The organism is Croceitalea sp. MTPC5 (assembly GCF_036985505.1).
Lineage (GTDB): Bacteria > Bacteroidota > Bacteroidia > Flavobacteriales > Flavobacteriaceae > Croceitalea.
This window is the reverse complement of the sequence record NZ_BTGQ01000004.1, coordinates 295689-310656: the sequence shown is the minus strand read 5'-3', so window position 1 is coordinate 310656 and position 14968 is coordinate 295689. Positions and strand designations below refer to the sequence as shown.

Annotated in this window: 12 protein-coding genes and 2 tRNA genes; 6 read left to right on the top strand and 8 right to left on the bottom strand. The window is 42.1% G+C overall.

The window, feature by feature from the left end; genetic code table 11:
• The 5 genes from AACM45_RS14110 to folE form a co-directional block, all read right to left on the bottom strand.
• A complete protein-coding gene (locus AACM45_RS14110) occupies positions 1 to 483 on the bottom strand; it encodes a DUF192 domain-containing protein (RefSeq protein ID WP_339143479.1) in 483 nt (160 codons plus the stop codon).
• The gene (gene lgt, locus AACM45_RS14105) at positions 480 to 1418 is read right to left on the bottom strand and encodes a prolipoprotein diacylglyceryl transferase (protein WP_339143478.1); all 939 of its coding nucleotides are present in this window, start codon (positions 1416 to 1418) and stop codon (positions 480 to 482) included. The genes AACM45_RS14110 and lgt overlap by 4 nt, the downstream gene beginning before the upstream one ends.
• Positions 1419 to 1686: 268 nt before the next feature.
• Positions 1687 to 1911: a membrane protein insertion efficiency factor YidD gene (gene yidD, locus AACM45_RS14100; protein ID WP_339143476.1), complete on the bottom strand. Its 225-nt coding sequence runs from the start codon at positions 1909 to 1911 to the stop codon at positions 1687 to 1689.
• A 55-nt stretch (positions 1912 to 1966) separates the two neighbouring features.
• Positions 1967 to 3448: a cysteine--tRNA ligase gene (cysS, locus tag AACM45_RS14095; protein WP_339143475.1), complete on the bottom strand. Its 1482-nt coding sequence runs from the start codon at positions 3446 to 3448 to the stop codon at positions 1967 to 1969.
• A complete protein-coding gene (gene folE, locus AACM45_RS14090) occupies positions 3448 to 4128 on the bottom strand; it encodes a GTP cyclohydrolase I FolE (protein ID WP_339143474.1) in 681 nt (226 codons plus the stop codon). Before folE ends, cysS begins: the two co-directional genes overlap by 1 nt.
• A 132-nt stretch (positions 4129 to 4260) precedes the next feature.
• On the opposite strand from folE, the gene AACM45_RS14085 reads away from it, so the two are divergent.
• Together AACM45_RS14085 and AACM45_RS14080 are read left to right on the top strand one after the other, a co-directional pair.
• A complete protein-coding gene (locus tag AACM45_RS14085) occupies positions 4261 to 6060 on the top strand; it encodes a T9SS type B sorting domain-containing protein (protein ID WP_339143472.1) in 1800 nt (599 codons plus the stop codon).
• Positions 6061 to 6183: 123 nt separating this feature from the next.
• Positions 6184 to 7632 (top strand): T9SS type B sorting domain-containing protein, encoded by a 1449-nt coding sequence (locus AACM45_RS14080; RefSeq protein ID WP_339143471.1) that lies wholly within the window; start codon positions 6184 to 6186, stop codon positions 7630 to 7632.
• 44 nt (positions 7633 to 7676) lie between these two features.
• Here AACM45_RS14080 and AACM45_RS14075 read toward each other — a convergent pair whose 3' ends face one another.
• Together AACM45_RS14075 and AACM45_RS14070 are read right to left on the bottom strand one after the other, a co-directional pair.
• On the bottom strand, positions 7677 to 9179 hold the full coding sequence (locus tag AACM45_RS14075; protein ID WP_339143470.1) for an OmpP1/FadL family transporter: 1503 nt from the start codon (positions 9177 to 9179) through the stop codon (positions 7677 to 7679).
• A 39-nt stretch (positions 9180 to 9218) separates the two neighbouring features.
• Complete coding sequence (locus AACM45_RS14070) at positions 9219 to 10577, bottom strand: hypothetical protein (protein ID WP_339143468.1); 1359 nt, start codon at positions 10575 to 10577, stop codon at positions 9219 to 9221.
• 70 nt (positions 10578 to 10647) lie between these two features.
• On the opposite strand from AACM45_RS14070, the gene proS reads away from it, so the two are divergent.
• The 4 genes from proS to rpsT all read left to right on the top strand — a co-directional run bounded on the left by proS (position 10648) and on the right by rpsT (position 12789).
• The gene (gene proS, locus AACM45_RS14065; protein WP_339143467.1) at positions 10648 to 12123 is read left to right on the top strand and encodes a proline--tRNA ligase; all 1476 of its coding nucleotides are present in this window, start codon (positions 10648 to 10650) and stop codon (positions 12121 to 12123) included.
• A gap of 79 nt (positions 12124 to 12202) precedes the next feature.
• Positions 12203 to 12274: transfer RNA gene (locus AACM45_RS14060), tRNA-Glu, on the top strand.
• 83 nt (positions 12275 to 12357) lie between these two features.
• Positions 12358 to 12429: transfer RNA gene (locus AACM45_RS14055), tRNA-Glu, on the top strand.
• 108 nt (positions 12430 to 12537) lie between these two features.
• Positions 12538 to 12789 carry a 30S ribosomal protein S20 gene (gene rpsT, locus AACM45_RS14050; protein WP_339143466.1) on the top strand — a complete coding sequence of 84 codons (252 nt, stop codon included), beginning with the start codon at positions 12538 to 12540 and terminating at the stop codon, positions 12787 to 12789.
• Between the two features lie 64 nt (positions 12790 to 12853).
• Here the strand turns inward: rpsT and AACM45_RS14045 are convergent, their stop codons facing one another.
• Positions 12854 to 14938, bottom strand: a complete 2085-nt coding sequence (locus AACM45_RS14045) for an LruC domain-containing protein (RefSeq protein ID WP_339143465.1) — start codon at positions 14936 to 14938, stop codon at positions 12854 to 12856.
• Positions 14939 to 14968: the final 30 nt, after the last annotated feature.

The following is a 14968-nucleotide window of genomic DNA, read 5'->3' as shown; positions in this document are numbered from 1 at the left end:
TTAGTTTCTCGTAAAAGCAATACTATCCCCTTCTTGAAGCTGCCATTTTTCAGAAAGGCCTGCGTTGACCTCTAGAACGAACTTAATGGGTACCCGTGAAGAAAGACCACTTTCATTAAGGGGTTGGGCATTTTTCTGAAAACTGGCAATTTTAAATTCTTCATCGATAAAAATAATGTCAAGCGGAATCAAGGTGTTTTTCATGTAAAAAGAATGTACGGCCATCTCAGGAAAGATGAACAGCATGCCTTGTTTTTCTTCCATCGATTCACGGTACATCAACCCGGTTTGGGTCTCGTAATCTGAATCTGCTATCTCAATAGCCAAATCAAGAATTACCGAGTCTTTTTTAAAAATACGGAGCTCCCCTTCTTTCTTGAAGGAAACAGTTTCGGTCTTCAATTCTTTTTTGGCATTATCCCTACAACTTAATAGTATTGTTGTTAGTAGTGCTAAAAGTGCAAAAAATATCTTGGTATTCATCGTTGCGGATTGCTTGCAGGTCTGAACATGAAATAAAGCCCGACAATGACCATGGGTATGCTTAACCATTGACCGGTTGTAAAGGTGCCCCACGTTTCTTCAAAACCACCTTGACTCTTTTTAAAGTATTCGACCACAAACCTTGCAGTCCAGAGGCCTACCATGAACATGCCAAATAAGAACCCTGGCTTTTCACGCTTTGTGGTCTTCCAATATGTGAAATACAATAGCCCGAAGAGTATAAAATATAAAAATGCCTCATAGAGTTGAGCGGGGTGACGGTATGGTATACTTTCTAAAATCTGTGCGAATTCCGGTTTGTTTTCAATCGCCTTGTATGCGGCACTAGCCGTCTTTTCTTTGGTCAATTGTATGGCTTTGTACGCGGGCATATCATCTGAATCCCGAATAAATCGGGTAGCGAAAGCAAACGATTTATCAACGATATTTCCGTTGATCTCAGAATTGAAAAAGTTACCCAAACGTACAAAAGCACAACCTATGGTACTAACTACGGCCACCCTATCGAGTAGCCATAGAAACTTCATGTCTTTATGCTTTCTTGAAAAAAGATAAAGGGCTATAAAGGCCGCAATGGTAGCCCCGTGGCTTGCAAGACCGGTGAAGCCGGTAAATTCAAACTCAGGAACCGTTCGTATGGGTAATAAAATGGACAGGGGGTCTTCAGTAATAAGTTCGGACTGATAAAAGATAACATGCCCCAATCGCGCGCCAAGCATTATGGATACAACGCTATAAACAAAAAGGGAATCTAATTTCTCGATGGAGATATTTTCCCTTTTAAAGATTTTCTTCATTATAGACCAGCCTACGACAAAGGCCAATATCCATAGTAAATTGTAATATTTTATCTGAATGAATCCTATTTGAAAAAGAATGTCATCAGGATTCCAGTTAAAACCTAAAAAATGCATAAAACGTATTTTGGGCTAAGATAAATAATTTAGATGCTAGACCGTATTGCTTTTAAGAATTAAGCGGTAATCTTTAATTGTAGGGGTTAGGGGTTAGATATTAGGTGTTAGGTGTTAGGTGTTGGGAGTTAAGGGTAATTTAGATTTTGATTCTTGAACTTGAACTTGCACTTGATTTTGAACTTGAGCTTGGGTTTGTATTTGACATTTGAGTTTGTATTTACCTTGAACTTGAACTTGCACTTGAACTTGCACTTGAACTTGCATTTTAAGGAACGGGATCATAGCCACTACCACCCCAGGGATTACAGCTAAAGATACGTTTTAGGGAAAGCCATCCGCCTTTAAATAGGCCATGTTTTTTCAAAGCTTCTAAGGTATATGTGGAACAGGTAGGGGAGTACCGACAGGTTGCAGGGGTGTACGGGGATATCAATAGTTGATAAGCCCTGACCAAAAGAACAAAAGGAGTAATCAATATTTTTTTCACCATAGTATCAAATAGGGACAATATAGCATCGTTACGTTGTGCAAACTAGTAACGCAACCTAATTGAGGCTAAAAGTAGTACCTTCTTTTCCATCTTTTAGTTGAACACCCAACATCAAAAGCTCGTCCCGTATTTTGTCAGAGGTGGCAAAATCTTTGTTGGCCCGGGCATTGTTTCTTAAGTCGATTAGAAGATTAATGACACCGTTTATGGTAGTTGCGTTATTATCACTGTTATCTTGGTCTACAAGCCCAAGAATATCAAACACAAAGGTGTTCACGCTGTCTTGCAACACTTTTTTATCCGCTTTACTGATGGTTTCTTGGCCCTCTTTGATCAGATTGATTCGCTTTACCGCATCGAAAAGATGGGCTATCAAGATGGGTGTATTGAAATCATCGTTCATGGCATCATAACATGCTTTTTGCCAGTTCGCCACGTCAAAACTAGAGCTTTCTGAAGGCTCTAATTTTTCAAGGGTTTTCAAGGCATCCATCAATCGGTAATAGCCTTTTTCAGAAGCTAATAAGGCATCATTGCCCAAATCTAAAATACTGGTATAATGCGCTTGCATCATAAAAAACCGAACCACTGATGGGGCAAAAGGTTTGCTTAAAATACGATTGTCACCACTGAATATTTCGTCCGGATAAAGGTTGTTATCGGTTGACTTTGACATTTTTTTACCGTTCAAGGTCAACATATTGGCATGCAGCCAGTAATTTACCGGAGAATGCCCACTGCTTGCTTCAGCTTGGGCAATTTCACACTCATGATGCGGAAATTTCAAGTCCATTCCACCGCCGTGAATGTCAAAGGTCTCCCCGAGGTATTTCGTACTCATGGCCGTGCATTCTAGGTGCCAGCCTGGGAAACCATCACCCCACGGAGAGGGCCAACGCATAATGTGCTGGGGTTCCGCTTTTTTCCAAAGTGCAAAATCTTGGGGATTTCGTTTTTCATCTTGAGCGGCTAAATCCCGGGTGTTCGCAATCATGTCTTCCAATTTGCGGCCACTTAATTTGCCATACGTATTTGATTCGCTGAACTTGATGATATCAAAGTATACCGAGCCATTCACTTCATACGCGAAACCTTTTGCTAAGATCTCCTTGATGATTTCAATTTGTTCTATAATATGACCGGTTGCGGTAGGTTCGATGCTCGGCGGTAGCAGATTGAACGCTTTCAACGTCTCATGAAAATCTACGGTATATCGCTGTACGACTTCCATGGGTTCGAGTTGTTCCAACTTTGCTTTTTTTGCAATTTTGTCTTCCCCCTCATCGGCGTCGTTTTCTAAATGGCCTGCATCGGTAATATTGCGCACATACCGTACTTTATATCCTAAATGCTTTAAATACCTAAAAATCATGTCAAATGACATAAAGGTTCGACAGTTTCCAAGGTGAACATTACTGTATACGGTAGGACCACATACATACATACCTACATAACCTTCTTTTACGGTCTTGAAAACCTCTTTTTCTCCAGTAAGTGAATTGGATACCTTTAAGACTTGGTCCTTAAATAATTGCATTAAAATTCTGTGTCAAGATTGATATAAGCTAAAAACTCACGGCGTAGTTGGTCTTGCTTGAATTGGCCTCCATATTCCGCGGTCACCGTACTACTTTCAATATCGCGGATACCCCTTGAATTCACACAAAGGTGCTTTGCGTCGATGACACAAGCCACATCTTCGGTTCCTAAAACCTTTTGAAGCTCTTTGACGATTTGAATGTTCAAACGTTCTTGTACTTGTGGTCTTTTTGCATAGTAATCTACAATACGGTTCATTTTAGAAAGGCCAACGACGGTGCCGTTTGAAATATAGGCCACATGGGCCCTGCCCACTATTGGCAACAAATGGTGTTCACAAGTAGAATATAAGGTGATATTCTTTTCTACCAACATCTCACCATATTTGTATTTGTTGTCAAAGGTCGATGCTTTTGGTTTTCTATCGGGGTGAAGTCCTCCAAAAATTTCCTTGACATACATTTTGGCAACCCTTTTCGGGGTACCGCTTAAGCTATCATCTTCAAGGTCTAGACCTAAGGTCAACATGATTTCGCGAACGTTTTTTTGAATGCGTGCTATCTTTTCGTCATCGTCCAACACAAAGGCATCACTTCGCATAGGGGTATCTTGTGATGAACCCACATGGTCATTGCCTATTTCATCGTTCTGTTCTTCAAAAGTCTGTTCTAATTTCATTTTTGCCTATAAAGACAGCAAAGATATACATTAATGACCTATTTAACATCTGAATTATTTCGTTTGACAACATAAATTCTTGTTAAGGTAAAAGGGGTTTTATTTTTGCAAAAGCCAAATTTACAGCTACTTATGTTCAGGTATTATCATTTTAGTATCGCCTGTTTTTTTGTAGGACTATTGGCTGCCGGACAAGTTTCCCCCGATTGTTCCTCAGCCATACCCATTTGCTACAATACACCGATCAACGGCGGAACCAGCGGTTTTGCCAATGATGATTTTAATGGCGCATTGACTACTGGATGTTTAGAACAAACTACCTCAGGCGCGATAGAATCAAATTCGGCATGGTATCGTTTTAGAACCAATGCCTCAGGGCAACTGGGTTTCAATATCATGCATGACCCGTCTGAAGATTGGGATTTCGCACTTTATCAGGCAACTAACTGTAGTGATTTAGGGGAGCCGATTCGCTGTAATTTTTTTGATAATAGTGACGGCAATGCATCAATAGGTGTAGGTGAGGATCCCACGGGCGACCAAGATTCCGTTCAATATGAAGACTGGTTATATGTTGAACCGGGACAAGACTTTTTTTTATTGATAAATAATTTCAGCGATGCCAATTCTGGGTTTTCAATTCAATTTTCAGGTACGATTCTAGAGGCTAACCCAAACAGCACGTTAGACTGTACGATAATAAATAATCTATTGGGTTCGCCCATAGTGGCATGCGAGCCTGATATTGTTACCTTGGATGCCACCACTATGGATGCTTTCAATTATGTATGGTATAGGGATGTCGGTAACGGATTTGAGGAAATTTTGGGTGAGAACAATCCGACTTTACAGGTTTCCGTTAGTGCGTTGTATCGGGTGAGTGTCATGACACCGACCGAGAATATCATAAGTGACGTACAGGTATCTTTTTCTGTGGTTCCCACCATAGCTATCGTTGAAAACGAGACTTATTGCCTCAGTGGGGCGGGCTATGACCTGAGCCGAAAGGATGAAGAGGCTTTGGGGTCACAAAGCGCAGATGATTTTTTTGTAAGTTATTATTTGTCGCAACAAGATGCTGAACTAGGTACTAATGAATTGCCCAGCCCATATATTCCTGATTTGGGAACGACTACGGTTTTTATGCGCATGAGCTCTAGACAAAACCCAGACTGTTATGATGCTTCCCAAAATTTTGACCTTTTTACTATAGCACCTCCCGTTTTGGGTGAAGACGAAGAAGTTTTTCTATGTGAGAACGTTTCCACGATTAACATCGGTGAAGAGACTTCTGACCCAAATTACGCCTACTCATGGGATACCGGTGAGAACTCCTCGAGTATTTCCGTCTCAGAACCGGGTACCTATATCTTAACGGCAACGGTAAGTGATGGTAATGTTTTCTGTGTCAGAACCCGAACTTTTACGGTGATACCAAGCGCCATGCCGGTAATTTCAGACGTGCTAGTTGATGACTTCAGTTATCGAAATACGATACGGGTAGTAACCGAACTCGAAGGGGACTTTGAATACCGATTGGATGATGGGGAATTTCAAGATAGTTCGATTTTCGAAAACCTACTACCAGGCAATTATCGTGTTTACATGAGGGATTTGAATGGATGTGGTGTTACATGTGCTCCGATTGCGGTCGTGGGATATAATTCCTTTTTTTCACCTAATGGCGATGATCGCAATGACGAATGGCATTTATTGGGGATGGAGTATTTGGATGATCCCAAAGTCACGATTTATGACCGTTATGGAAGGATGATCATTGAGTTGACGGCGAATGGTCCCGGTTGGGACGGTACTTTCAACGGAACTGCCCTGCCTGGAACCGACTATTGGTTCAAACTTTCTTACAAAGACGATACTGGATCCAGATTGGAGCCCAAGTTTTTTCAAAATCACTTTTCACTAAGGCGGTAAGTCGTTTGCTGAAATTGTATTTCATCGATTAAGTGTACTTTTTTTCGATTATCGTATACTAAAGTATTGTTTATGGAAGTTATACTATCGATAGAAAGCATAATATTAGCCCCAACAATGAGAATGCGAACACTATTTTGTGCTACATGCTGCTTACTTTTTGCATATGTCCTTTCAGGGCAAAACTCTCCCGACTGTAGAACCGCTATACCCGTTTGTGCTGATGCCCCTATTATGGGTATGGCCGATGGCAATGGTGATATAGATGATTTTGATCCCGATGTCATACGCCAGACCGGATGCCTGGAAAAGGGCAGTGTTGCCTCAGCGAACATTGAGAATAATACATCTTGGTATGTTTTTCGGGCAGGTACTGATGGGCAGATAGGCTTTGATATTCAGGCCTTACCTGTAACACCGGGCGGTATTGTTACCGCAGAATGGGATTTTGCCTTGTATGGTCCTTTTGATCAAACTACGGGCGATAACTTTTGCGGTGTCATTGGTGATGGTTCGGCCCAACCCATACGGTGTAATTATGAGGTGAACGATACTGATTTTACGGGTATTGGCATAAATCCTGAGAATGGACAGGTAGGGGCACCCAACGTAACCGGAAGCCAGAATACTTATGATGAGTTTATTGATGTTGTTGCCGGCGAGGTATATTTTTTATTGATCAATAACTTCAATACCAATTTTGATGGTGATGCAGAAATGTATGAATTGACCTTCACGGGCAGTTCCGTTGATGCAGACCAAGATACCGCGTTGGACTGTACGTTGAGGGATGAGTTCTTAGGTTTTGATATCATTGCCTGCGAAGATGACCCAGATATTGTATTGAGCGCCCTGAATTCTCCGGCCGGTCCTGATATCGTGAATATCACTTGGACAGTGGATCGGGATGATGATGGAACCATTGATGAAATTCTGGCTACAGGGGTTACCGAGTTTACGGTAACCAGCCCCAATTCTGGTCGTTATTTCGTTTCAATAGAAAATAGCTTTGGGCAGATAATCGCAGATGATATTCTAATTACATTCTTTGGTATTCCAATGCTTCTACCAGGTGAGGAGGGCATTATCGTTAGGGAAGATCTGACCAATGCCGATGACCCCGACCGTTATGCCGTCGAATTTGTAGTCGATGGTGATGGTGACTATGAGTATGCCATCAATGGCGGGGATTTTCAAGATGACCCAATTTTTCTTGATGTACCACCTGGAATAAACACTGTGGTGATCAATGATAAAAATGGATGTGGTGCTACGGAACCCATTGAGTTTTTGATTGTGGGGTACCCCAAGTTCTTCACCCCGAATGGAGATCCTTTTAACGATCAATGGAATGTATTGGGTTTAGAGGAATTGATTGATCCCGTAGTGTACATTTTTGATCGGTACGGAAAACTTATCAAACAATTGGATGAAACCGGTGGCTGGGACGGCACCTTCAATGGTCGAGACCTGCCTTCGTCAGATTATTGGTTCAGATTGGATTATCAGCGTAATGAGCAAAGTGTCATCGTGGCCAAAACCGTCCGCAATCACTTTTCACTAGTAAGATGACCTAGGGGTTTTCTTCGATCAGGATCGATATATGGTTTTTTACATTAAAACTTCAAAGTGTAAGATAACGTGATATTGGTATTGACCCTATTGACTAGGGCTGCATTTGAAATTCCCGTTTCGTAAAAAAGCTCACTTACATCCTGTGTTGTCCTACCATAGGCCAAATCGAGCCTGCTTCCTCCGAAATCGTACCCAATACCCCCTGAATAACCTTCTAAGTCACCGATAATACCATCATTTTCATAGGGGCTTTCCTCATAGCGATACCCACCTCTGAGACTAACGTTTTGAATGCGGTACTCCCCACCTATCCTATAGGTATTGACCGTGCCGAGTTGAGCTGCGATAAAATCATTTTCAGCTGCAAAAGCAGGGTCCGCGGTAGGTCTTAGTTCGGCTTGTGACATATCTTGATACCCATAATCAAAACTCAGAAGGCCTTCTTTACCGAAAACTACGGCCAAACTACCTGTAAGTTTCGAAGGGGTCTTGATACGATACTCTTCAAAAAGATTGACAATATTGAAATCGATAAAATTGATATCGTCATCCGCCAGATCCGAATTGATACGTTGCGAAGTATCATCCGTTAGATAATACCAAGTAGGTGACTGATAGCTACCGCCAACCCTAATGTTGTTGTTCAATTTGGCTATGGCCCCTAAACTGAATGAAAATCCGTTTCCTTGTGTGCTCAAAAAATTATCGAAAGTAGTCGTTTGAATGGGTGAGGTCGTTTCATAACCAGACTCATCCAAAAGGGTCAATCTTTCATAATATACACTGTGAAAATTCAATGAGGCACCCAAGTAAAGATTCTCTTGGTACTGTCCTGCGAGATTTGCCGTAAACTTACTGTTGTAACCATTGGTGATTTGCCAATATTGTTGGTTGACACTTGTGTAATCGGCATTTGAAATATATGCGGTATTACTGTCACTCGTTTCATCAACGGGATTGATGATCCCACCAAAATATCCTAAAAATGCTTGCTGATCTGCGAAACCTTGTTGCTCACCGATCCTTAAATAAGCTTCTTCGATAAATTCATTTTGGCCCAAGAACAAATTTCCAAAAGGCACGCCTTGCGCAAAATTCAAGAAATAATTGTCAATACCTTCGGTAGTATTACCTGACGCAAAAAATTCATTGTCAAAATTTTCCACCAAATCATAATTGAAGGCCAATGCTATTTTTTTCCATGGGGAGTCTGGTGATTTAAAGACAAAAACACCGCCTGCTTGATTGATTTCAGGCGCGTTTATACTGGTGTTGAATGTACTATTACCAAAAGAGGCATCATTATTTCGATGGTAATTCGATCCACTTACGGTAAATTGGCTAAAGTTGAATACGGCCGAACCCGCCGGATTGATATTCAGCGATGATAGGTCGCCCCCTAAAGCTCCGAAGGCTCCGCCCATAGCTTGAAATCTAGCCGTACCTTGTAGGTTTTCGGTGCTGTAGCGAAGAACGTCATTGATGTTTTGGGCCGTTGCCGTTAAGCATACCATACCCATTATGAAAGTTATAAAGCTTCTCATTTTCTAATTCTTTACGTTGTGAAATTGATTTTTTCGACTTTAGTTTCGTCTTCCGCCTCCGCTTCTTCCTCCTGATGACCTACCGCCTGAAGATCTACCGGAACTCCTGAAACTTCCAGAACTACGGGAACCAGAACTTCTATAGCTACGACTTGAACCGGAACTTCTGTATCCAGAGCTTCTTGAACTTCGGCTTGAACTACGATAACCACTGTTTCTAGAAGGGCTACTGGATCTAGAATATGAACTTCTTCTAGGGGCAGTTCTTGTAGAAGACTGATAACTTCTCGTACTTCTACCTGCTGATGATCGCACCGCAGATCTAGAACTTCTGTTACCATTACCGTAATTTCTTGTTCTTGCAGCGGCACCACTATAGGTTCGGTAGCTTCTTGTCGCACCATCATACCTAGGTGTCGACCTTGTACTTCTACTAGAGCGGTAATTTCTATTTCTGGCTATCGCCGAAGAACTTATGGATCTTTGATTGGGTACACCCCTTCTAACCGTTCTTGAACTTCTAGATGCATTTGCACTACGGCCTATATTTGAGCGGCCACTGGTAGAACGCAATCTTGAAGCGGTGGAATTACTTCTGTTATAGAGGTTAGATCGTCCCCTTAAGGCACTCGATGCAAGTGTAGTTCTTGTTGCCGACCTACGACTTCTGTTAAAAGCGACATTTCGACCATAGTAATTTCCATAGAATCCACGGTTCCAACCGAAGCCTCTACCACCCCAGCCAAAACCACCACGCCATCCGTAGCCGCCCCAACCAAAGCCACCGTTCCACAACCAGGGATCGTTCCAACCCCATCCGAAGCCACCGCCCCATCCGAAGCCACCTCCCCAGCCAAAACGATTCCACCTCCAAGGGTTGTTCCAACCCCAACCAAAGCCGCCACCCCAGCCCCAGCCGAGACCACCGCCCCAAAGCCATGGGTCGTTCCAACCCCAATTGTTGCCATATACATTAATGCTCAGGTTCGTTGGGTTGTCCCCCCATCCTGGGTTACCTTCGTAACTATTGTTATTGGCGAAATAATTGATTTCGTCATTAGGTAAAATAGAGTCATTTTGAACCCCACTATAATAACCGTCAACATCCGTAAAAACCTCAGAATCCAATATGCCATCGTATTCCTGCGCTTTTTCACCAAAATAATCCCCGTAAATATCATTTTCCAACTTATCGTTCCTGACGGCCGTTTCCGATCTTTTCTCTACGGAAACAACGCGATTTCCGCTGGAATAAATTCCATCATCATCATAGTAAGAGGCTTGTTGGTATGAACCACATGATACAAGGAATGCCGTGGTTAACAAAAGTGTTGCAACATACTTTAAGTTTAAGTGGGATGTCGAAATGCGCATGTTATTAATTTTATTGTTGGACATAGTAAAAATAGTTAGTTTTACGGACTATTTTTGTTCAATAAATCACAAGTTTTATGCCAAACTACGTTAGATGGGAAAAAAATTAACAAGCAGGGCCGAAGATTATTCGAAATGGTATAATGAGCTGGTGGTAAAGGCAGATTTGGCCGAAAACTCGGGAGTAAGGGGTTGTATGGTAATCAAGCCCTATGGCTTTGCAATTTGGGAAAAAATGCAGGCGGGGTTGGATAAAATGTTCAAGGATACTGGGCATCAGAACGCCTATTTTCCACTGTTTATCCCAAAATCCTATTTGAGCAAAGAGGCCAGTCATGTTGAGGGATTCGCCAAAGAATGTGCCGTTGTGACCCATTATCGGTTGAAAAATGCGGAAGACGGTAGCGGGATCGTTGTAGATGAGAATGCTAAATTGGAAGAAGAACTCATCGTAAGGCCTACTTCTGAAACGATTATCTGGGATACGTATCGAAAATGGGTACAGTCGTATCGAGACCTACCTTTATTGATAAACCAGTGGGCCAATGTGGTACGGTGGGAAATGAGGACGCGTTTGTTCTTGCGTACGGCAGAATTTTTATGGCAAGAAGGCCATACGGCCCATGCGACCGAAAAAGAAGCTATGGAAGAGGCCGAACTGATGATGAACGTGTATGCCGATTTTGCGCAAAACCATATGGCGGTGCCCGTTATAAAGGGAACAAAAACCGAAAGTGAACGTTTTGCCGGTGCAGAAGAAACCTTTTGTATCGAGGCCTTGATGCAAGACGGTAAAGCTTTGCAGGCAGGGACCTCGCATTTTTTAGGTCAAAATTTCGCAAAGGCCTTTGACGTAAAGTATGCCAATAAAGAAGGAAAACAAGACTATGTGTGGGCAACGTCATGGGGGGTTTCCACAAGGTTGATGGGGGCCTTGATCATGACCCATAGTGATGATAATGGGTTGGTATTGCCGCCAAAGTTGGCTCCGATACAGGTCGTTATCGTACCTATATATAAAGGTGAGGACCAGCTAGGGGCCATATCTGAAAAGGTGGCACCTTTGGTAGAAGAATTAAGGGCTAAAGGTGTCTCGGTAAAATATGATGATCGCGATACCCATAAACCAGGTTTCAAGTTCAATGAGTATGAGCTTAAAGGGGTGCCCGTACGGCTGGCAATCGGCCAACGCGATTTAGAGAATGGAACTTTCGAGGTCGCGAGACGTGATACCTTGGAAAAACAAAGTGTTCTGGCTGATGAAGTCGTTGAAAAAGTGGTAACGCTCTTAGATGAGATTCAAGAACATATTTATAAAAAGGCTTTAGAACATCAACGATTAAATATTACCGAGGTCGATACTTACGAAGAATTTAAGACTGTTTTAGAAGAAAAAGGAGGGTTTATAGCAGCGCATTGGGATGGTACTTCCGAAACAGAGGACAGAATTAAGGAAGAGACCAAGGCAACCATTCGATGTATTCCAATCGACGTTGTGAAAGAAGAAGGAACCTGCATGATTACCGGAAAGCCATCGCCATATCGCGTTCTTTTCGCCAAAGCATATTAGCATGGTCAAAAAATAATATATTGAACTTGCAATAATTAAAAATAGTTGTATTTTTGCATCCGCAATTATGCGGCCTTAAGGCCCGTTCGTCTAGGGGTTAGGACGCCAGGTTTTCATCCTGGTAACAGGGGTTCGATTCCCCTACGGGCTACGAAAAGTTCTTTGAAATTAGGGAATTGTTTGAATCGAGAATACGGATTATCCGGTTTGATTTGAAAATACCCTAATATAACCGGCCCGTTCGTCTAGGGGTTAGGACGCCAGGTTTTCATCCTGGTAACAGGGGTTCGATTCCCCTACGGGCTACAAGTTCAATAATAAAATTGAAAATTATAAATGTTAAGTTGAAAGTTAAGCGAATGCATACCTCACCTTAATTTTTAGTTTTTCATTATCAATTTTTAAATAAAGAAAATGGCAAATCATAAGTCAGCGTTAAAGCGCATTAGAAGAAATGAAGCAGTACGCTTGCGTAACAGATATCAGCATAAGACTGTTCGTAACGCAATTAAAAAATTACGTAGCGAAGAAGACAAAAAAGCTGCGGAAACCTTGTTGCCGACCGTGGTAAGTATGATAGACAAGTTGGCGAAGCGAAATATCATCCATAATAACAAAGCTGCCAATCTTAAGAGTAAATTGACCAGCAAAGTTGCGGCGATGTAATCAGTCTTGAAAATAAGAATAAAAAAAGCCCTTCATCGAAGGGCTTTTTTTATGGTTTTGATTCTTAGTTCTTCAGGTCACCTTGGTTTCTGTACCCTGGATTGTCTTTATACCAATCAGAGAATGTAGTGCCACCAGAAGTAGCCCAATCGTTAAAGAAATTATAGGCACGATTCACGGGAACACGCTCTTTCGGAACTTTGAAATTATGGATAATATTAATGGCCCAGGGCAAACGCGAGTCGGTCTGATAGTTGCCGTCTGGATCTCGATTCACCCCTTCGGTTCCCACCGTATTCACCCCTAAACTAGTTCGTAACCTGTTCGGTAGATGGATTTCACGACCCCTGTCCCTATTGATGATCAAGAACGGGTTGAAAGGGGCAATGCCCAGTTGTGCCGTTGTCAAAGGCGTCGTAAATCGAACGTTTACCTCGGTTGGTCTGTTCAGCATGGTCTCATTATTGTCAAATAAAATGATAACCGCCCTATTTTGACCTTCTTCGACCCCGTTACCTGCAACATTGATGTATCCTTCATTTAAAACCGTACCGACGACCGATGCGACTTGATTTGGGGCTATGCTTTCAAATTCAATACCAAAGGCATTTGTCAAGCCGGCCCCATCAGAGGTTACCTCAAAATGGATGTCAAGCTGTACTACCTCGTTTTGGGCATTTTGAATGGCAACGAACCTATAGTTTACCGCCGTATCATTAAAGTCGTAGTCACCTAAGAAGGGCCATAAATCTTCAAAGGCCACCGTACCCCAACCATATTTACTGGGTGTGAATATCTCAAAGGCCTTTTCAGCATCTTCAGGAAACTCATCATTGCTATCGGTAATGCCATCACCATCGGTATCAGGGTCTTCGATATCCTCCGATACGGTATAGGTGGTCAAATCATTGATCGTTCTACCAAAGTTCAATCCACTAGTTGAATTGGGGCCATAAACATACTCCCAGCCTCCAGTGACCGTATCCATGATGATCAAATCTGAACTTGAACCGTTTGAGGCAAGCCATAATTCATTGTTCGAGTCGAAGGTCATCGAGGTAGGGTTGAACGGTAAATTGTCACTACTTATTCGAGTAGCTTGATATACATTGTTATTATCAAGGTCTAAGCGATAAAGCCCGCCAAAACTGCTTAAAAACAGCGTACCGTCTTCTGCGAAGGCTAAGTCGCCACCACCGGTAACATCGAGGTTGTTGATATCCCAAGAAGAAAGCACTGTGGCATTGGTCGGATCTATAGTGTAAACTTTTGCCTGGGTCGAAAAGTATAATAATCCATCGTTTTCATTGTATTCCAATCTTGGGCCACCCATTCCGACATTGGCAATGGTTGTCCATGAGTCGTTGATCATATCATAACGCATTAAGGGGTTCCCGCTATTTTTTCCGATGGAATACAGGTACATATTGGCATGATCAATAGCGGCGGTATAACTACCCAAGGGCATCGGGGCAAGTTCTTTCAAGCTCCCATTTAAAGGATTTATCGAAAATAACTGCCCAGAACCGTTTACGGCGAACAAGGTGTCGATTTCAATGTTTTTTCCGCTTGCGCGGCTATTTGTTATTCTGTCTTTGAACCTTGAAACTTCAGCCTTTCTGGCTTTTCCTGAGGTGTTGGAAAAATTGTAGGTTACGTTTCCATCGTTAATCGCTACTATTTCTGAGCTGAAGACAGTCCCTTCTTTACGGCGAATGTACAACTGCGAGTAATATGAGGGCATCATTATGGTATGTTGTAGCATACCATTGATAGGTCTGCCAGTGAATAGCACCTGGTTCAGTTCATCAGTTTCAAAACTGGTTTCAGTATCAGGTTCACCCTCATCATTGATAACATCGACTTCTTCTAGATTGTATTGGGTACTATTATAGGCGTAAACCGTATAAATGGCATTTGGGGTATTGTCATTGATGGTAACATTTACCGTTTCAGAAGTGGAGAATTCAAAATTCTCTGGGATCATTAGATTGGTAATATCCGTGGGTGATGAATCGGGTTCCCCCTCTTCGACTATGTTTTCCTCTTCGGGATCGGTGCCGTCTGCTAGGTTATCTTTGACACAAGACTGTATCAAACCTACGAACGTCAGGATGGTAATCAGTTTTAAACTTTTTTTAATCAGCATAGCATAACATTTAAAGACCTACAAATTTCA

Bases quoted from the DNA above. Each gene is read 5' to 3' on its own strand.
- AACM45_RS14110 (WP_339143479.1), bottom strand. From the start codon at position 483: ATGAATACCAAGATATTTTTTGCACTTTTAGCACTACTAACAACAATA.
- lgt (WP_339143478.1), bottom strand. From the start codon at position 1,418: ATGCATTTTTTAGGTTTTAACTGGAATCCTGATGACATTCTTTTTCAA.
- yidD (WP_339143476.1), bottom strand. From the start codon at position 1,911: ATGGTGAAAAAAATATTGATTACTCCTTTTGTTCTTTTGGTCAGGGCT.
- cysS (WP_339143475.1), bottom strand. From the start codon at position 3,448: ATGCAATTATTTAAGGACCAAGTCTTAAAGGTATCCAATTCACTTACT.
- folE (WP_339143474.1), bottom strand. From the start codon at position 4,128: ATGAAATTAGAACAGACTTTTGAAGAACAGAACGATGAAATAGGCAAT.
- AACM45_RS14085 (WP_339143472.1), top strand. From the start codon at position 4,261: ATGTTCAGGTATTATCATTTTAGTATCGCCTGTTTTTTTGTAGGACTA.
- AACM45_RS14080 (WP_339143471.1), top strand. From the start codon at position 6,184: ATGCGAACACTATTTTGTGCTACATGCTGCTTACTTTTTGCATATGTC.
- AACM45_RS14075 (WP_339143470.1), bottom strand. From the start codon at position 9,179: ATGAGAAGCTTTATAACTTTCATAATGGGTATGGTATGCTTAACGGCA.
- AACM45_RS14070 (WP_339143468.1), bottom strand. From the start codon at position 10,577: ATGTCCAACAATAAAATTAATAACATGCGCATTTCGACATCCCACTTA.
- proS (WP_339143467.1), top strand. From the start codon at position 10,648: ATGGGAAAAAAATTAACAAGCAGGGCCGAAGATTATTCGAAATGGTAT.
- rpsT (WP_339143466.1), top strand. From the start codon at position 12,538: ATGGCAAATCATAAGTCAGCGTTAAAGCGCATTAGAAGAAATGAAGCA.
- AACM45_RS14045 (WP_339143465.1), bottom strand. From the start codon at position 14,938: ATGCTGATTAAAAAAAGTTTAAAACTGATTACCATCCTGACGTTCGTA.